Below are 17,509 nucleotides of genomic sequence, written 5' to 3' on the forward strand. Positions count from 1 at the left end.
TGGGAGGCACCATGTCCGACCAGCAGGAAACGGAGTCGCTCCTGCAGGAGACCGCCAAACTCCGGACCCGCGTGAGCGAGCTCCGCAGTGCCGCGGCCCTGCCCGAGGCCGACTCCGGCCCGCTCCTGGAGGCGGCCCTCGTCGAGCTGGAGCTGGCCGTGGCGGCGCTCGGCACCACGGGTGAGGACCGCGCCTCCACGGAGGCCAGATCGGAGGCCGCGGAGAGCGAGCGCCGGATGCTGCGCACGGTGTTCCAGGACGCTCCCGTGCCGCTGTTCCTGCTGGAGCGCGATGGCACGGTCCGCCGGGTGAATCGCCAGGCCGGCGCGCTGCTGGGCTCGTCGGCGGGCTATCTCACCGGCAAGCCGTTCCCGGTGTTCTGCGACATGGCGACGCGGGCGGCGGTCGGCTCGCACATCGCCGGGGTGTTCCACTCGGGGCAGCGACGCCGTACGCGGGTGCGCTTCCTGTCCAAGCACGGCCCGGTGCAGGCCGACGTGACCCTCGCCCGGATCTGGGTGAGCGGGGAGCCCGACCCGCTCGTGGTCGCGGCGACCGCCCCGGCGACGCACGAGCCGGCGGCGGAGGAGGCGTCGCACGAGGTGACGGCCCCGGACGCCGTGGCCACGGTCGTGCACCGGATGGACGTCCTCGCCACCGCGACCGGGATGCTGCTGGAGGACGACTCCCTGACCGAGTCGATCGCGATGCGCCGGTCGGCGCGGTTGCTCGCCGCCGAGCTCGCCGACTGGGTCATCGTCGACCTCGAGCAGAACGGCACGCTGCGGCGGCAGGTCGTGATCGGACCGGAGGACGAGCGGTCCACGGAGATCGCCCGGATGCTGGAGAACGTCCATCCGGGCCCCGGCTCGCTGCCCGTCTTCGTTTGCGACAGCGGCCAGGCCGTGCTGCAGGCCCACATCGACGACCTGAGGACGCTCGGCACCACCGAGGGCGACCTGCCGGTGTGCGGGCTGATCGAGGCGTCGTCGCTGATCTGTGTGCCGCTGGACGACGGCGAGCACCTGCTGGGCACGCTCACGCTGACCGTGTCGGGCGAGCAGGGACCGTTCGACCTGATGGACCTCGGGCTGGTCGAGCGGCTGGCCCGCAACCTCGCGCTGGTGATCCGCACCGGGCGGCGCTACCGCCGCCGTACGGAGGTCACCGAGCGGCTTCGCGCAGGTCTGCTGCCCAGTGAGCTGCCGGCCATCCCGGGCGCCGAGATCTCCGCGCGGTACGTTGTGGCCACGCGGGACAGCGGATTCGGCGGCGACTTCTACGACGTCTTCCCCACGGCGTCGGGCTGGAGTCTCGCCCTGGGCGACGTGTGCGGTAAGGGCGACGACGCGACCGCCGTGAACGCCGGCGCCCGGCACGGCATCCGGATCCTCGCCCGGTGGAACGCCAAGCCCGACGAGGTCCTGTCGATGGTCAACGAGACGCTGCTCGATCAGGAGCGTTTCGTCACGGCCGTGATGGCCTGCGTCGAGCCGCGCGACGAGGGCCTGGCCGTCATGATCGGCAGTGCCGGGCACCCGCCCGCCGTGCTGATCCGGCGCGACGGGCTGATCCGCACCCTGAGCGGCGGCGGCATCCCGCTCGGCCTGTTCGCGGACGACTTCGAGGTCGGCGTCGAGTCGCTCGAACTCGAGATCGGTGACACCCTGTTCCTCTACTCCGACGGCGTCGTGGAAAGCTCCGACGCACTGCGGAACCGCTTCGGCCACGAGCGCCTCGTCGAGATCCTCGCCGCCCACGCCGATCGCCCGGTCGCTGACATGCCGCTGGCGGTCGAGCACGCGCTCACCGAGTTCTGCGGCGGCGAGCTGCGCGACGACGTGTCGATGCTGGCCCTGCGCGTCACCGGGGAGACCAGCGGCGTCCCCGGCCGGGTCGCGGTCTCCGGCTCGGCCGTCTGAGCTTCTCACCTGGTCATTCGCCCTCCGACCACCCGGTCCGAACTCCAGCCGGCACCACCCGCCGACCACCCCGTCCGGGCGCCCGCCAGGACCGCCTGGCGGATCGGCCGTCTGAGCCCCTTCGGCGGGGCGACTGTTTAAACGCAGGGGCATCAGGTAATAATTGGGTCCAGGAACTCGTGCCTAAGACGCAGGCACACCACGGGAGGGCGGCATTTCCGCCCTCGATCTCCGGAGGGTGTGCATGCGTATATCTCATCCAGGCTTGGTCAATGGCCTGACGTCCGCGGTTCCCTCACTTTCCCCCGCGCAGCCGGACCCCTGCTCCGGCCGTGAGCGCGTGCATGCCTTCCCCATCCCCGGTCACGCCCGTTCCGTCTTTTCGCGAGCCGGACGGGCCGAGATCGTCGCGGGCACCGACGCGCCCGGCCGCCTGAACTTCCTGGAGGTTGCTCGATGATGAACATCGCCATGGTCTCGGTCCAGGACAGCCCCCTCGGAACCGCCAATGAACTCGGCGACGGCCTCGGGCCGCACATCGCCGAACTCGCCCGCGAACTCGGTCGGCAAGGACACCGGGTCACCGTCTACACCCGGCAGGACGGGCGCGACCCGCGGGAGCGGGTGCGGTTCGCTCCCGGGGTCACCGTGGAGCAGCTGGCGGTCGGCCCCGCCCACCCGCTCGCCGATGACGAGCTGCTGCCGTACCTCGCCGACTTCGGCGCGGTGCTCGCGCGGCGCTGGCACGGCCGGCGCCCCGAGGTGGTCCACGCCCACCACTGGGTGAGCGGCCTGGCCGCGATCGCCGGTGCGAACGGCCTCGACATCCCCGTCGTGCAGTCCTTCCACACCCTGGGGACGACTCTGGCCCGGACCGGGCAGCCGGTCTCGCCGACCCGGGTCCGCCTGGAGAAGGCCATCGGCCGCAGCGTGCGGTCGGTCGTCGCCACGACCGAGAGCGAGCGGACCGAGCTCGTACGGCTGGGCGTTCACCGCCGCCAGGTCACGCTGGTGCCCTCCGGCGTCGACGTGGGCAAGTTCTCCCCGAACGGCCCGTCCCTGCCCCGCGGCGAGGCGGCGCGCCTGGTCACGCTCATGCGGCTCGGCCGCACCAGGGCGTGACCTCGGTCATCCAGGCGCTGGCCCGGATCCCGGGCGCCGAGCTCGTCGTGGCCGGCGGCCCGGCCCGGGAGGATCTCGAGACCGACGAGACCGTCCACCTGCTGCGGATCAAGGCCAAGGAGGCCGGCGTCGCCGACCGGGTGACCTTCATCGGCCGGGTGTCGGCCAATGACGCCCCGAAGCTCCTGCGCTCCGCCGACCTGACGATCAGCGTTCCGGCGTACGAGACGGTCGGCCGGGTGCCGCTGGAGTCGATGGCCTGCGGGACGCCCGTCGTCGCCTCCCCTGTGGGCGGCCACCTCGACTCGGTCATCGAGAACGTCACGGGCATCCACGTTCCGGCCGACCGCCCCATGGAGATCGCCCGCCGGGTCCGGACCCTGCTCGCCGACCAGACACAGCGGACCGCCCTCAGCATCGGCGCCGTGGACCGGATCCAGTCCCGGTTCGCCTGGGAGCGGGTCGCGCAGGAGACCGTCAAGGTCTACGAGTCCCTGCAGCCCGAGCCGGAGCCGGAGCCCGTCCTCGCGGGCGTCGCGGCCGGCGCCGGGGATGAGGACGAGGAACTCTGACAGAGGTTCGATGGGCTCCACACCGGCATCCGGATCTTCGGCACGGGACGAGACGCCCCGGGAGCGCATCGACCGCGAACTCATCGAGATGCTCCAAGAGCTGCGCGTCATCGTGGCCGGGGTGCAGTTCCTGTTCGCGTTCCTGCTGACACTGCCGTTCTCCAGCGGGTTCAAGCGGGTCGGCCACGCCGGGCAGTGGGTGTTCTACCTGTCGCTGATCACGGCGGCCTGCGCGTCCATCTGCCTGATGGCCCCCGCCGCCCAGCACCGGATGCTGTTCCGCTCCGGCCGGAAGGACCTACTGATCAGCCGGTCGAACCGGTACGGCATCGCGGGCACGATCGCCCTCACCGTGTCGATGTCCAGTGCCGTGGCCGTCGCCGCAAGGGGGTTCTTCTCCTCCACGCTGGCGGCCGTGACGGCCGCGGCGATCGTGGCGGTCGCCGCGTGGGCGTGGTTCGTACAGCCGATGCTCACCCGGCGCCGCGTCCCCACGCGGGTCGAGGAGGAGGCCGAGAGCCGCGACGCCGACTGCGGGGAGGAGAACGCGCCGGGCGACCCTCCGCCCCGGCGGCCCGTGATCGACTGACCCGACGACGAAACCGCCCCCGTGCCGTGCACGAGGGCCTGTCTCGAAGTCCCCGTCCGTAGCGAGCGGCGTCCAGGTGGTGCCTCGCAAGGCGGAGGAGGGAGTCAGCCTGGTGTTGGCTGGCGACCGACGACAACGCGGCGAGGCGCCGCCTGGGCGCCGCGCAGTAGGACAGCGGACTTCGAGACAGGCCCTAGGGGCGGTTTCGCGGTTCAGGTCAGTACGAGCGGCCGAAGATGACCCGCTTGCCGTACGCGGACGGCTGCCCGCAGCGGAAGCAGGACCCGGTCTCCTCGGGCGCCGCGAGCGGGACCACGCGCGGCGTGGCCGCAGTGTCGGCCTTGATCTCGTCCTCGCACTCCGTACGGCCGCAGTGCAGGACGCGCGCCCAGCCCTCGGCGACCTGGGCGCGGAAGGAGTCCCAGTCGTCGATGTCGGCGGTGTGCTCGTCGCGGTACTGCTCCGCTCGGGTGTACAGGTACGCCTGGAAGTCCTCGAGGATGCCGGGCAGCACCTCCGGGACCTGGTCGAGCGGGATCTGCTCCTTGCCCTGGTCGCCGAGGCGGCGGGCCAGGGTCACCACGCCGGCGTCGAGGTCGCGGGCGCCGATCTCCAGCCGGATCGGGACGCCGCGCATCTCCCAGTCGTTGTACTTGAACCCGGGGCGGAGCTGGGTGCGCTCGTCGACGTGCACGCGGACGCCGGCCTTCTTCAGCCGGTCCGCCAGCTCGCGCGCCGCGGCGACCGTGCGCTCGGCGACCTCGTCGCGGCCGATCGGCACGATCACGACCTGGTACGTCGCGATGCGCGGCGGGAGCACGAGGCCCTTGTCGTCGCCGTGCGTCATGATCACGCCGCCGATCATGCGGGTGCTCATGCCCCAGGACGTGGTGTGGGCGTACACCAGCTCGCCCTGGTCGTCCTGGTACTGGATGTCGAAGACCTTGGCGAAGTTGGTGCCGAGGTAGTGCGAGGTGCCGGCCTGCAGGGCCCGGCCGTCGCGCATCATGCCCTCGATCGAGTAGGTGCGCACCGCACCGGCGAAGCGCTCGCTCGGCGTCTTCTCACCCTCGATCACCGGCATCGCGGCCAGCTCGCGGGCGACGCCCGCGTAGGCGTCCAGCGCCCACATCGTCTCGCGCATCGCGTCGTCCTCGTCCGCGTGCGCGGTGTGCCCCTCCTGCCAGAGGAACTCGGTGGTGCGCAGGAACATGCGGGGCCGCAGCTCCCAGCGCACGACGTTGGCCCACTGGTTGAGCAGCAGCGGCAGGTCGCGGTGCGAGTCGATCCACTTGGCCATGTACTCGCCGATGACGGTCTCGGAGGTGGGCCGCACGACCAGCGGCTCCTCCAGCTCCTTGCCGCCGGCGACCGTCACGACGGCCAGCTCGGGCGAGAACCCCTCGACGTGCTCGGCCTCGCGCTTGAAGTACGACTCCGGGATGAACATCGGGAAGCAGGCGTTGCCGTGCCCGGCCTCCTTGATGCGGCCATCGAGGTCGGCCTGCAGCAGCTCCCACATGCGGTAGCCGTACGGCCGGATGACCATCGTGCCCCGCACCGGGCCGCGATCGACCAGCTCGGCCTGGACGACGACCTCGTTGTACCAGGCGGAGAAGTCTTCGGACTGAGGAGTGACACCTTCCCGACTCACGCAGCCGAGGGTACCGGCCCCGGAACGGTCACGTGGACAACCCGGGAGGACAACCCCGTGATGACGGACCCTTTACACCGATCACATCCCGACTCGGTCTACCGTACGAGTCGTGTCAGACGAGTCCCCAGGCGAGGCAGAGCAGAAAAAGCCCGCCAAAAAGCGGTCATTTTGGCGCGAACTTCCGATTCTTCTCGGAATCGCCCTCGTGCTGTCTCTGCTCATCAAGACCTTCCTGGTCCAGGCGTTCTTCATCCCGTCGGAGTCGATGGAGCGGACCCTGCACGGCTGCGCCGGCTGCACCGGGGACCGGATCCTCGTCTACAAGGCCGGCTACCGGTTCCACGACCCGAACTACGGGGACATCGTGGTGTTCCGGGCGCCCGGGTCGTGGGAGCCGGAGACCCGGATCGCCCAGTCGAGCAACCCGCTGCGGCGCGCGGCCGGCTGGGTCGGCGGGCTGTTCGGCCTGCCGCAGGCCAACGAGAAGGACCTCGTGAAACGCGTGATCGCGGTGGGCGGCCAGACCGTCCAGTGCTGCGACAAACAGGGCCGGGTGCTCGTCGACGGAAAGCCGCTCAACGAGCCGTACGTCTACGAGGACGACCACAAGCCGTTCGGCCCGGTGAAGGTCCCGGCCGGCCGCCTCTGGGTGATGGGAGACCACCGGGGCGACTCCGCCGACTCGCGTTTCCACATGCAGGACGGCTACCAGGGCACGATCCCGGTGAAGAGCGTGATCGGCCGCGCCTTCGTGATCGTCTGGCCGCCGTCCCGCTGGAACACCCTGGGCAAGGGCTGACCGTACGGCCGCCGCGACCGCCCAGGCGCGGCGGCCGTACGGGGCCGGCGACCGTACGAGGGCTGCGCCCGTGCGGGCATGGCGACCGTATGGGCGTGGCGGCCTACGGGGCGGCGGCCGGAAAATCCGTTGGCTCGCTCGCTGTGATGCCGGAGACTGGGCGACCGTGGGCCACGTCGAAGTCGCGCATCTGAGCCATGTCCTCCCCGACGGCCGGGTGCTGCTGGCCGACGCGTCGTTCCGGGTCGCCGACGGAGCGGTGGCCGCCCTGGTCGGGCCGAACGGCGCGGGCAAGACCACGCTGCTCCGGCTCGTCGCCGGCGACCTCGAGCCACAGGACGGCACGGTCGCCCGCAGCGGCGGGCTGGGCGTGATGCGGCAGTTCGTCGGCAACATCCGCGACGAGACGACCGTCCACGACCTGCTCGTGTCCACCGCTCCGCCGCGCGTACGCGAGGCCGCCGCGGCCCTGGAGCAGGCCGAGCTGGCCATGATGGAGCGCGACGACGAGCCCACCCAGATGCGCTACGCCCGGGCGCTCACCGAGTGGGGCGACGCGGGCGGCTACGACGCCGAGGTGCTCTGGGACGCCTGCTGCGTCGCCGCCCTCGGCACGCCGTACGACCGGGCCCGGTGGCGCGACGTGAAGACGCTCTCCGGCGGGGAGCAGAAACGCCTCGCCCTGGAGGCGCTCTTCCGCGGTCCCGACGAGGTGCTGCTGCTCGACGAGCCCGACAACTACCTGGACGTGCCCGGCAAGCGCTGGCTGGAGGAGCGGCTGCGCGAGACGCAAAAGACCGTGCTGCTGGTCTCGCACGACCGCGAGCTGCTGGCCCACGCCGCCCGGCAGATCGTCACCGTGGAGGCCGGGATCGTCTGGGTGCACGGCGGCGGCTTCGCGACCTACGCGCAGGCGCGCCGCGACCGCAACGAGCGGCTGGAGGAGCTGCGCCGCCGCTGGGACGAGGAGCACGCCAAGCTGAAGGCGCTCGTCCGCATGTTCAAGGAGAAGGCGGCGAACAACTCCGACATGGCGTCGCGCTACCAGGCGGCGAAGACGCGGCTGCGGCGGTTCGAGGAGGCCGGGCCGCCGGAGATCCCTCCGCGCGACCAGAACATCAAGGTCCGCCTGCGCGGCGGCCGGACCGGCAAGCGCGCCGTCGGTTGCGAAGGGCTGGAGCTCACCGGCCTGATGCACCCGTTCGACCTCGAGGTCTGGTACGGCGAGCGCGTGGCGGTCCTCGGCTCCAACGGCTCCGGCAAGAGCCACTTCCTGCGGCTGCTGGCCGGGGAGGACGTCGCGCACACGGGCACCGCCCGGCTCGGCGCGCGGGTCGTCCCGGGGCTCTTCGCGCAGACCCACACCCGGCCGGACCTGCAGGGCCGTACCCCGTCCGAGATCCTCATGACCGAGCACGCCCGGCTGCGCGACGAGGCGATGGCCGCGCTGGCCCGGTACGAGTTGCAGTACTGCGGTGATCAGCCGTTCGAGACGCTGTCCGGGGGCCAGCAGGCCCGGTTGCAGATCCTGCTGCTGGAGCTGAGCGGCTGCACGCTCCTGCTGCTCGACGAGCCCACCGACAACCTCGACCTGGCCAGTGCCGAGGCGCTGCAGGAGGGCCTGGAGGCGTACGAGGGCACCGTGCTGGCCGTCACGCACGACCGGTGGTTCGCCCGATCGTTCGACCGCTTCGCGGTCTTCGGCGCGGACGGAACGGTGTACGAGTCCGCCCAGCCGGTGTGGGACGAGGCCAGAGTGGCGCGCCCCCGCTGAGCCGGACGCGCCCCGGCCGAGAACGCCTGCCGGCCAGCCGACGGGCGCCGGTCTCCGGTGACGCCGGGGAGTCGCGCGATCAGTCGGCCGCGGGGAGGGTCAGGTCGAACTCCACGTTGACCTCGTCGGCGAGCTTGAGCGCGCCGAGCAGGGCGGAGTACGGCTTGATGCCCCACTGCGTCTGGACGACAGCCGCTCCGCCGCGGACCCGGTCGTCGTCCACGGCTCCGCGGATCGCGATCGGGTGCGTCCGTCCCATGATCGTCAGCTTGCCGGTGAGCGTGAACGCCTCGGGGGCGCCCTCCGCGCCGGTCGACCGGAAGGTGATCTCCGGGTGCTGGGCGACCCGGAGGATCTTCTCGCGCGCGGTCTTCTCGATCTCGGCGCGGTCGGAGTCGGTCAGCGGTTTCACGCCGCCGGTGCCCTCGCGGACCTTGAGCGAGTCGGCCTCCGCAGACACGGTCACCGACAGGCTCGCGGGGGCCGCCGGGTCGACGACGGCCTCACCGGACCAGCGGGTGACCTCGATCGTCAGGTCGTGGCCCACCTTGCGGCCGACTCCGCTACGCGAGGTACGGAGCAGGAGCCGTCCGGTCTGCGGACCGAGCGTGTAAGTGCCCGCGGTCAGCGCCATGACACCAGGGTACGTCCGGTCGCCGGACCCGCCGGCTCCCGCGACGGCACCGCCGTCGGTGCGGCCGCCGGAGCAGCGGCATCGGTCATGGGTAGGCGCCCGGACGGACGCCTCCGGTTCGAGATCCTCAAGTTCACCTGTATCCCCGAAGGATGCCCCGGCCTCCAGGTCAGGGTAGAAATCCGGACTCCGTCATGAGCGGCCCGGCGTAGCCGGGACGGCCGGTGAACAAAGTCCACCGGCATTCGACCAATCACCTTACGCGATCGCGAGTCACATGTAAGGTGCAGGTCATGCGGACGGCGTACAAGTGCCGGGCCTACCCGGACCCCGAACAAGCGGCGGTGCTCAGCCGCACGTTCGGGTGTGTGCGCCTGGTGTGGAACAAGACGCTTGCCGAACGTCACGCGGCGTACCACCAGCGAGGCCAGAAGACCTCCTACAAGCAGACCGACGCCGCTTTGACCGGCTGGAAGAAGACCGAAGAGCTGGCGTTTCTGTCGGAGGTGTCGTCGGTTCCGCTGCAGCAGACGCTGCGGCATCAGCACGCGGCGTTCGCGAACTTCTTCGTCGGCCGCGCCAAATACCCACGCTTCAAGAACCGCAGCTCCCGGCAGACCGCGCACTACACCCGCTCGGCGTTCCGGATGAAGGACGGCGAGCTGCAGTTGGCCAAGACGGCCACGCCGCTGCGGTTCGTGTGGTCTTTTGACGATGTCGAGGTGTCCGCGCTGAACCCGACCATGGTCGTCATCTCCCGGGATCCGGACGGCCGCTGGTACGTGACGTTCGCCATCGATACCGACGCGCCCGAGCCCGTGGACGAAGCCGGGCACGCCATCGGTATCGAGCTGGGGATCAAGGACTTCGCGGTCACCTCCGACGGGGAACGCATCGCCAACCCCCGCCATCTGGAGCGCAAGGCCCGCAACCTGGCTCGCTATCAGCGGCGGATGGCCCGCTGCCAGCGCGGAAGCATGAACCGCCGCAAGGCTAAAGCCAAGGTCGCCCGCGCCCACCGCAAGGTCCGCAACGCCCGGAACGACTTCCTGCACCGCGTCAGCACGAACCTGGTCCGCAGGACCGACACCATCGTGATCGAAGACCTCGCGGTCACCAACATGGTCAAGAACCACGCGCTGGCGCGGGCGATCTCCGATGCGGGGTGGGGGGAGTTCCGCAGGCAACTGGAGTACAAGGCCGAACGCGCCGGACGCACCCTCGTGGTCATCGACCGCTGGTACCCCTCGTCCAAGACCTGCTCGGCCTGCAGGCACCTGCTCGCCAAGCTGAGTCTTTCCACCCGACACTGGACATGTCCGGGCTGCCGCACCCGGCACGACCGGGACATCAACGCGGCCAAGAACATCCTTGCGGCTGGTCAAGCCGTAGCCGGGCACAACCCCGGTGATGCCTGTGGAGCTGATGTCAGACGGCAAGGGCCCTCCCTTCCGCAGTCGGCGCTGAAACAGGAAACCCGCGCCGCGAGGCGCCCGGCCTAAAGGCCGGATTCGGCCACAAGGCCGATGGGACTCCCCCTCCGCCAGGAGGGGGAGCAGTCAATGGTCCACGTCTCAATGCGGGGCGGTCAGGCCGATCTCACGGACGATCTCGCCGATGGTCCGGAACTCCTTGCCCTCGGGCAGCCGGGAGATCGTCTCGACCACCGAGTCGGGCGCGCCCTTGCTCCGCAGGTGAGCGAGCAGCCGCCGCCGATCGGCGGGGAACTCGCTCGGCGGCAGGTGCCGGCTGAGCTCCGCCCTGCGGGCGACGTCGGCGGGTGACATGCCCCGCGCCGGCCCCGGCGGACGTGCCGCGGCTTCCGCGCCCGTGCCGCCGTGCTCCGCCTGCGCCGATCCGCTGCCCCTGATCAGGTTCTTCGCCTCCTTCCGGAGGTGCTCGTCCTGGGCCGTACCCTGCTTGTCGCTCTCGCGCTGCATGGATGACCTCACCTTTCGCCATAGCCCCCTCTCAGGCGCTCCCCCGGCACGCTGACGTTCCGGTCCGACCCCCCGGATGGGGAACGCCCGAGATCATCGACTTGAAGCCGGGCAGTCGCTCTGCGTGACCACCCCCTCAAGCCGCCCTACCCGACCAGCGCACCCACGAATCCTGGCCGGCGCCAACGTGATCATCAGCCGGCCGCCGTCCTGGAGGGCACGAAGACGGCAAGTGCGGCGGCCTGCTTGGTGACGGTCACGGTTCCCTCGGAGGCACCGACCTCTCCGTCCCGGGTCAGCCGCAGGGAGCCGTGGGCGCCGGCGAGCTCGACCTTGCCCGCCGACCACACGCTGTAGTCCGGCATCAGCCGCAGGTGCCCGAGGAACAGGGCCGCGACCGCGCGGGTCCGGCTGATGTGGCGGCGCGCGCCGATCAGCCGGATGTCGAGCACCCCGTCGTCGAGGCGCGCGCGCCAGGTCGGCGCGACGCCGTGCGCGCCGTACCGGCCGTTGCCGATGAACGCGAACCACACGCGCCTGCGGCGGCCGTCGACGTACACGTCCGCCGGTTCGGTGTCGCGAAGCACGCGGACGGCGGCCACGGCGAGCGCCGGCCACTTGCCGAGCCGGCCCTCCAGCCGCTCGCGTCGCTGGACGAGCTCGGTGTAGGCGCCGAAGCTCGCGGTGTTGAGGAAGATCTCGCCGCCGCCCGGCCGACGTCCACCCGTGCGACGCAGCCGGAGCGGTAGGCCGCGACCGCGTCGGCGACGGTGTGGACGCCCAGCGCCCGCGCGAAGTGGTTGAGGGTCCCTCCGGGGATGACCAGGAGGGGCAGGTCATGCTCGAGGGCCACGCCGGCGGCGGCCCGGATCGTGCCGTCGCCGCCGCAGGCGCCGAGCACCGCGGCGCGTCCGGCGGCGTCCTTCAGCATGGCGGCCAGGTCGGCCCCGGACTCGACGATCTCCGCGGCCGGGAGCCGCTCCTTGAGGACCTGGGCGACGTCACCGTTGCCCGCGTCCGGGTTCACGACCACGACGAGGCCCTCGCCGTCCTCCGAGACGCCGGGGACCGCCTCGGCCGGCATCGCCCACCGCGCGCTCGCCGACCGGGGCATGGTGGGCCACAACAGCCGGGTGCCGAGGCCGGCGGCGGTGCCCAGCGCGACCCCGGCCAGCACGTCGCCCGGGTAGTGCGCGCCGGTGTAGATACGGGAGAAGGCCACCGCCGCGGCGGTGATCCCCACCGGTACGGCCACGGCCGCCGGCGCCTCCAGCGAGACCCCCGTGGCGAACGCCGCCGCCGACGCCGAATGGCCCGACGGGAACGACGGGGACGTCGGCAGCCTCCACGGCGAGCGGATCGACGGGATGAGCGTGACCCCGACCCGGGTGACCGTCGGACGCGCCGCCGAGGTGAACAGCTCGATCAGCGGGCGGGGGCGGCGGAACGCCTGCTTGCCCACCAGATTCGCCAGCGGGCTGGCCAGCCCGATCGCGATGCCCCCGCGCAGCGCCGCCCGGCGCAGCCGCGGCTGCCGGGTGAGCGCGAGCCCCCCGGCGACGCCGCCCCACAGCACCGAATGGTTCGCGATTCTGGAGAGCCGCGGCAGGATGTACTCGAGCCCGGGCAACTCGGCCGCCGCGACCGCGCCGAAAGCGCGCTTGTCCAGCTCTCTCGCTCGATTCAACAGGGACATGAACCGGTGTATCCCCGTTGCTCACCGGATCACGCCAAAGATCACATTCTTGGCACTGCATCTGCCGGTTGGTCGTTCCCGCGCCCCGGACTGCAATAGGCTGCTCCGCATGAGTCACCCGGAACGGCTCGGAGCCTCGGGTGGCGGGCAGGTCAGCGCGATCGCGGAGCCCCCTCACATGAATGGGAACCCCTCGCTGGCCGAGTTCGCCACGCGTAATGGGCTCAAGCAGAGCGCCGCGCGTCCCCCCATCGGTCCCTACATCCGCCAACTCTGGCAGCGACGTCACTTCATTTGGGCGTTCGCCTCCGCCAAGAGCGTGGCGATGTACACCGAGTCGCGTCTCGGCCAGCTGTGGCAGGTGCTCACCCCCCTGCTCAACGCACTGGTCTACTACCTGATCTTCGGTCTGCTGCTCGGCCGCAAGAGTGACGTGACGCATTACATCCCGTTCCTGGTGATCGGGATCTTCTTCTTCCACTTCACTCAGCGGTCGGTGACCTCGGGCGCCAAGTCGGTTCAGACCAGCATGTCGCTGATCCGCGCCCTGCACTTCCCGCGGGCGACGCTGCCGTTCTCGTACACGATCGTCGAGTTGCAGCAGCTGTTCGCGGCCATGGCCGTGCTGGTCGCCATCATGTTCGGCTTCCAGGAGTGGCCCACGTGGGAGTGGGTTCTGATCATCCCGGTGCTGCTGCTGCAGCTGATGTTCAACATCGGCGTCAGCCTGGTGGTGGCCCGCATCGGCGCCTTCGTTCCCGACCTCAGCCAGCTGCTGCCCTTCATCCTGCGCACCTGGCTCTACTTCTCCGGGATCATGTTCTCGATGTACGCCCTGGCGGGGAAGGTCCCCGGCTGGGTTCTCAAGCTCATGGCGGCCAATCCCGGATCGGTCTACGTCGAGCTGGCCCGCCGCGCGCTGATGGGCTCCTATCGCAAGGACCTGCACAAGATGCAGGGCACCTTCGAGAAGCAGTGCCACGCTCAGGCGTTCACGCCGAAGCAGGTCGCCAAGGCCGCCAGTGCCTGTAAGGAACACGCCTCGCTCGCCACGACGAACCACATGATCTGGTACTACGCCGCAGGCTGGGCCGTGGTCGCGTTCGTGGTGGGCTTCTGGTTCTTCCACCGCGCGGAGGAGAGGTACGGCCGTGGCTGACGCCGTCAAGGAGAAGATCAAGGTGTCCGGAGCACCCGACGGGTCGGCTCCCCCCGTGGTGATCGACCCGAACCGTGAGCCCATCGTGGTCGTCGACGACCTGCACATCATCTACCGGGTGTACGGCGCGGGCGGCAAGGGCAACGCCAACAACGCGCTCAAACGCATCATGCGCCGGGAGCACCGCCCGTCGATGAAGGAGGTCCACGCGATCCGCGGGATGTCCTTCATCGCGTACAAGGGCGACGCGATCGGCGTCATCGGCACCAACGGCTCGGGCAAGTCGACGCTGCTGAAGGCCATCGCCGGGCTGCTGCCGCCGCAGCGCGGCGGCGTCTACACCGAGGGCCAGCCGTCGCTGCTCGGCGTCAACGCCGCCCTGATGAACGACCTGACCGGCGAGCGCAACATCGTGCTCGGCTGCCTGGCGATGGGCATGCGGCCCGACGAGGTCAAGCAGAAGTACGACGAGATCGTGAAGTTCGCCGGTCTCAAGGAGGGCTTCATCCAGCTGCCGATGAACGCCTACTCCTCCGGCATGGGCTCGCGGCTGCGGTTCGCGATCGCCGCGTCCAAGTCCCACGACGTGCTGCTGATCGACGAGGCGCTGGCCACGGGTGACGCGAAGTTCCGGCGCAAGAGCGCGGCCAAGATCGACGAGCTGCGCGAGGAGGCCGGCGCGGTCTTCCTCGTCGCCCACCAGCTCGACTCGATCAAGGAGATGTGCAACCGGGTGCTCTGGGTCGACGAGGGCCGGCTGGTCATGGACGGTGACACCGACACGGTCGTCGACGCCTACATCGAGGCCACCGGCAAGTAGAGCCCGCCGCGAGAAGCCGGGAAGTTCCGGGGAACGGCTTCTCTCAGCAGGCTCGTACCGAGTCGTCCACGAAGGGGTCGGCCCAGCGATGGGCTGGCCCCTTCGGCGTGTCAGTCGTCGGTGGACGCAGCCGGATCGTCGGGGTCCGGCACGCTGCCGTTCAGGTGGTAGTGGGTCTGGGCGGCCTGCCAGAGCCGCGCGAAGTTGCCCTGGTAGGCCTGGTAGATGTCCGCGCCCTCGATGGTGATCATCGTCTCGTCGTTGTGCCGCAGGGCCGGCTCGGTGTAGTTCGGGCTGCCGGTGATCACGACCTTGCGGGTGCGCCCGGCGTACGTGCCGTCGATCAGCACGTACTTGGAATGGGCGAAGGCGTCGACCTCGTCGCCGTTCTCGTCGAAGTACAGGTAGTGGCTGTTCAGCAGCTGCGGTCCGCCGTCCCGCACGAGGATCTCGTGGGCCCGTTCGCTGAGGTTCGTGTAGATGACGCGGACGTCGCAGCCCTGGTGGGAGAGCGACCACAGCCGCTCGGCGACGGCCGTACGGCTGAGGTTGAAGGTCGTGACGCGCACCGCGGTGCCCCGGGCGCAGCCGACGTGCCCCAGGAGCCCGTACAGGGTGTCGGTCTTCGGCGAGTCGCCCGCACGCGGGAAGGTGTACGCCGTGACGCCCCCGCTGTGGGCGACCCGGTAGTGGTCCCGCTCGTGACGCCGGGCCGCCAGCGCGGCGAAGTAGCTCCCGTACGCCCGGTAGAGCCGTGCGTCGCTGATCGTGAAGGCGTTGTTCCAGGCGTTCACGCGGTTGCGCGTCGTCAGGTTGGCCGAGGACTGCACCACGACGTCGCGCGCCCTGCCGGTGCGGGAGAACAGGAAGAACTTGTTGTGCATGATCGTGTCGCCGATGCACCCGCTATGGCACGCCACCACCCACGATGAGCTCTTGCGGCTGGTGCCGAGGGCGCGTTCGACGCTCCGGTAGGCATCGTTGTCGCGAGTGCTCGCGTCGACGACGAGCTGCACGCGCGCCCCGCGCTTCTTGGCGTCGATCAGCGTCTGGGCGAACGCCCGCGAGGTGAACATGAACACCGCGATCTGGATCAGCGCCCCGCGGGGAGCGCCGGCGGTCAGCTGGTTGACGTGGTGCGCGATGGCGTTCTGCTCCGCCGCCGATCCGGAGGGGACGTTGAACACCGCGGACGGCCGCATCGCGGCCATGGGAGCGGTCTCGGCCGGGATGCCGGACATCGCGGCCTTCGGCGCCGTCCCGTGGGCACCGGAGAGGCCCAGTACGGCCCGGGCAGGCGGGGAGATGCTTCCGAGGGCGACCGCACCGACGGCGGCCATGGCGGCGATGGGGAGTCCACGCATGTTCGGTTCTCTCTTTGTCGCTGGGGGGCCGACCACCTGACTTCCGGCACACGCCCAGATCTCGGCCGATTTACGATCACGCACTGTAGCGTCTTGGTCACACAGACCACACGGGTTACCGAAGAAAAGCCACAGATGCGGCCCTGTGCGTCAACTGCCGCTGGCCGCACGGCCAAGATCGATCTACTTTCAAGGGAGGAACCTCAGCACGGGGAAGGTCCAATGCCGGATCAGCGTCCTCTGTCCCGACATCCCTCCCGTTCCGACTCTCCGTTCTCCTGCCGTCCCGCCGGCCTGTTCTCCTCCCGATCCGTCAGTCCGATCTCCTCCCGGTCCGTCAACCGGGTCTGCTCCCGTCCCGCCGGTCCGCCTTCCGAGCCCGCCCGTCCGTCCGCGTCCACCCGGCGGTGAAGGTCGTCGAGGTACGGGGCCTGGTGAAGGTGTACGAAGGCCCCGGCAGGCGGCAGGTGCGTGCCCTCGACGGCGTCGACCTGGCGACCGGACGGGGCGAGTGCGTCGTCCTGCTCGGCCCGCCCGGCTCCGGTAAGACGACCCTGTTGCGTGCCATCGCCGGTCTCGAGGCCCCGACCGCAGGCGAGGTCCACCTCGGCGGCCACCTCATGAACGGCCTGCCGCCGCGGATCCGCCGGGTCGGCCTGGTGGCCGCCTCGCACGCCCTGTACCCGCACAAGACCGTGCGCGGCAACATCGAGTTCCCGCTCAAGGCCGAGCGCGTGCCGCGCGGCACGCGCGAGCGCAAGGCCCGCTGGGCCGCCGACCTGCTCGGCATCGCGCACCTACTGGACCGCCGCCCCGGCCGGCTGTCCGGGGACGAACGCCGCCGGGTGGCCCTGGCCCGCGCCGTGGCCCGGGAACCGGCCGTGCTGCTGCTCGACGAGCCGCTGTCCGGCGTGGACGCCCGGTCGCACACCGCCGTCCGCGACGAACTGCGGGCGCTGCAGCGGCGCCTCGGCACCACGATGATCTGCGTGACGCACGACCAGGCCGAGGCGATGGGCCTCGGCGACCGCGTCGCCGTACTGGACGCCGGGCGGTTCCGCCAGGTCGGCACGCCCCAGGACCTGTACGACGAACCGGTCGACACGTTCGTCGCGACGCTCATCGGCACGCCGCCGATGAACCTGGTGCCGCGCGGCGACCGGCTCATCGGCTTCCGGCCCGAGCACCTGCTGCCCGCCGAGGAGATCCCCCCGGACCGGCGGGTCACCATGCCGCTGCGCGTCGACCGGATCGAGTACCTGTCGGGCGACCGCCACGTGTACGGCACGGTGACGCGGATCGGCCCGGAGACCCGGGTGATCGCACGGCTGCCCGCCACCGTCACCGCGCCCCTCGCCGAGGGGCAGACCCGAGAGTTCGCCGTGCCCGGTGATCGGGTGCGCTTCTTCGACGCCGAGTACGGGAACCGGACGGCGCCCGTACGGATCGGCGGGTGAGGGG

At 70.8% G+C, this 17,509-nt stretch carries 15 protein-coding genes and 1 pseudogene; 10 read left to right on the plus strand and 6 right to left on the minus strand.

Features of this window, described 5'->3' with window-relative positions; genetic code table 11:
* Window positions 1–11 precede the first annotated feature (11 nt).
* The 4 genes from ACYVF7_RS52745 (at window position 12) to ACYVF7_RS52760 (ending at window position 4,205) form a co-directional block, all read left to right on the plus strand.
* Window positions 12–1,922: a PP2C family protein-serine/threonine phosphatase gene (locus tag ACYVF7_RS52745; RefSeq protein WP_460354920.1), complete on the plus strand. Its 1,911-nt coding sequence runs from the start codon at window positions 12–14 to the stop codon at window positions 1,920–1,922.
* Between the two features lie 456 nt (window positions 1,923–2,378).
* A complete protein-coding gene (locus ACYVF7_RS52750; RefSeq protein WP_460354922.1) occupies window positions 2,379–3,044 on the plus strand; it encodes a glycosyltransferase in 666 nt (221 codons plus the stop codon).
* Window positions 3,041–3,616 (plus strand): glycosyltransferase, encoded by a 576-nt coding sequence (locus ACYVF7_RS52755; protein ID WP_460354924.1) that lies wholly within the window; start codon window positions 3,041–3,043, stop codon window positions 3,614–3,616. Before ACYVF7_RS52750 ends, ACYVF7_RS52755 begins: the two co-directional genes overlap by 4 nt.
* 10 nt (window positions 3,617–3,626) lie before the next feature.
* Window positions 3,627–4,205, plus strand: coding sequence for a DUF6328 family protein (locus ACYVF7_RS52760; RefSeq protein ID WP_460354926.1), 579 nt, complete (start codon window positions 3,627–3,629; stop codon window positions 4,203–4,205).
* 217 nt (window positions 4,206–4,422) lie between these two features.
* Here the strand turns inward: ACYVF7_RS52760 and proS are convergent, their stop codons facing one another.
* On the minus strand, window positions 4,423–5,859 hold the full coding sequence (gene proS, locus ACYVF7_RS52765) for a proline--tRNA ligase (protein WP_460354929.1): 1,437 nt from the start codon (window positions 5,857–5,859) through the stop codon (window positions 4,423–4,425).
* A 112-nt stretch (window positions 5,860–5,971) separates the two neighbouring features.
* Here proS and lepB point away from each other — a divergent pair, with 112 nt between their 5' ends.
* Both lepB and ACYVF7_RS52775 read left to right on the plus strand, forming a co-directional pair.
* Entirely contained in the window at window positions 5,972–6,661 is a 690-nt protein-coding gene (gene lepB, locus ACYVF7_RS52770; protein ID WP_460354931.1) for a signal peptidase I, read from the plus strand.
* Window positions 6,662–6,827: 166 nt separating this feature from the next.
* Complete coding sequence (locus ACYVF7_RS52775; RefSeq protein ID WP_460354933.1) at window positions 6,828–8,435, plus strand: ABC-F family ATP-binding cassette domain-containing protein; 1,608 nt, start codon at window positions 6,828–6,830, stop codon at window positions 8,433–8,435.
* Between the two features lie 79 nt (window positions 8,436–8,514).
* On the opposite strand, the gene ACYVF7_RS52780 is transcribed toward ACYVF7_RS52775, so the two are convergent.
* Window positions 8,515–9,069 (minus strand): YceI family protein, encoded by a 555-nt coding sequence (locus ACYVF7_RS52780; RefSeq protein ID WP_460354936.1) that lies wholly within the window; start codon window positions 9,067–9,069, stop codon window positions 8,515–8,517.
* A gap of 293 nt (window positions 9,070–9,362) precedes the next feature.
* Between ACYVF7_RS52780 and ACYVF7_RS52785 the strand changes: the two genes are divergently transcribed.
* A complete protein-coding gene (locus ACYVF7_RS52785; protein WP_460354938.1) occupies window positions 9,363–10,571 on the plus strand; it encodes an RNA-guided endonuclease InsQ/TnpB family protein in 1,209 nt (402 codons plus the stop codon).
* A gap of 72 nt (window positions 10,572–10,643) precedes the next feature.
* Here the strand turns inward: ACYVF7_RS52785 and ACYVF7_RS52790 are convergent, their stop codons facing one another.
* The 3 genes and pseudogenes from ACYVF7_RS52790 to ACYVF7_RS52800 all read right to left on the minus strand — a co-directional run.
* Window positions 10,644–11,009 (minus strand): DUF2795 domain-containing protein, encoded by a 366-nt coding sequence (locus tag ACYVF7_RS52790; protein ID WP_460354940.1) that lies wholly within the window; start codon window positions 11,007–11,009, stop codon window positions 10,644–10,646.
* A gap of 194 nt (window positions 11,010–11,203) precedes the next feature.
* Window positions 11,204–11,611: a diacylglycerol/lipid kinase family protein gene (locus tag ACYVF7_RS52795; protein WP_460354943.1), complete on the minus strand. Its 408-nt coding sequence runs from the start codon at window positions 11,609–11,611 to the stop codon at window positions 11,204–11,206.
* Window positions 11,612–11,778: 167 nt separating this feature from the next.
* Window positions 11,779–12,705: pseudogene (locus tag ACYVF7_RS52800) on the minus strand (phosphatase PAP2 family protein); the annotation flags it as partial.
* A 109-nt stretch (window positions 12,706–12,814) separates the two neighbouring features.
* On the opposite strand from ACYVF7_RS52800, the gene ACYVF7_RS52805 reads away from it, so the two are divergent.
* Together ACYVF7_RS52805 and ACYVF7_RS52810 are read left to right on the plus strand one after the other, a co-directional pair.
* Window positions 12,815–13,864: an ABC transporter permease gene (locus ACYVF7_RS52805; protein WP_460354946.1), complete on the plus strand. Its 1,050-nt coding sequence runs from the start codon at window positions 12,815–12,817 to the stop codon at window positions 13,862–13,864.
* The gene (locus ACYVF7_RS52810; RefSeq protein ID WP_460354948.1) at window positions 13,857–14,684 is read left to right on the plus strand and encodes an ABC transporter ATP-binding protein; all 828 of its coding nucleotides are present in this window, start codon (window positions 13,857–13,859) and stop codon (window positions 14,682–14,684) included. Before ACYVF7_RS52805 ends, ACYVF7_RS52810 begins: the two co-directional genes overlap by 8 nt.
* Window positions 14,685–14,794: 110 nt before the next feature.
* On the opposite strand, the gene ACYVF7_RS52815 is transcribed toward ACYVF7_RS52810, so the two are convergent.
* Window positions 14,795–16,048, minus strand: coding sequence for a phospholipase D-like domain-containing protein (locus ACYVF7_RS52815; protein WP_460354950.1), 1,254 nt, complete (start codon window positions 16,046–16,048; stop codon window positions 14,795–14,797).
* 407 nt (window positions 16,049–16,455) lie between these two features.
* On the opposite strand from ACYVF7_RS52815, the gene ACYVF7_RS52820 reads away from it, so the two are divergent.
* A complete protein-coding gene (locus ACYVF7_RS52820) occupies window positions 16,456–17,505 on the plus strand; it encodes an ABC transporter ATP-binding protein (RefSeq protein WP_460354953.1) in 1,050 nt (349 codons plus the stop codon).
* Window positions 17,506–17,509: the final 4 nt, after the last annotated feature.

The sequence above is a fragment of the Actinoallomurus acanthiterrae genome, from assembly GCF_054775715.1.

Bases quoted from the DNA above. Each gene is read 5' to 3' on its own strand.
- ACYVF7_RS52785 (WP_460354938.1), top strand. From the start codon at position 9,363: ATGCGGACGGCGTACAAGTGCCGGGCCTACCCGGACCCCGAACAAGCG.
- ACYVF7_RS52760 (WP_460354926.1), top strand. From the start codon at position 3,627: ATGGGCTCCACACCGGCATCCGGATCTTCGGCACGGGACGAGACGCCC.
- ACYVF7_RS52750 (WP_460354922.1), top strand. From the start codon at position 2,379: ATGATGAACATCGCCATGGTCTCGGTCCAGGACAGCCCCCTCGGAACC.
- ACYVF7_RS52780 (WP_460354936.1), bottom strand. From the start codon at position 9,069: ATGGCGCTGACCGCGGGCACTTACACGCTCGGTCCGCAGACCGGACGG.
- ACYVF7_RS52745 (WP_460354920.1), top strand. From the start codon at position 12: ATGTCCGACCAGCAGGAAACGGAGTCGCTCCTGCAGGAGACCGCCAAA.
- ACYVF7_RS52805 (WP_460354946.1), top strand. From the start codon at position 12,815: ATGAGTCACCCGGAACGGCTCGGAGCCTCGGGTGGCGGGCAGGTCAGC.
- ACYVF7_RS52815 (WP_460354950.1), bottom strand. From the start codon at position 16,048: ATGCGTGGACTCCCCATCGCCGCCATGGCCGCCGTCGGTGCGGTCGCC.
- ACYVF7_RS52790 (WP_460354940.1), bottom strand. From the start codon at position 11,009: ATGCAGCGCGAGAGCGACAAGCAGGGTACGGCCCAGGACGAGCACCTC.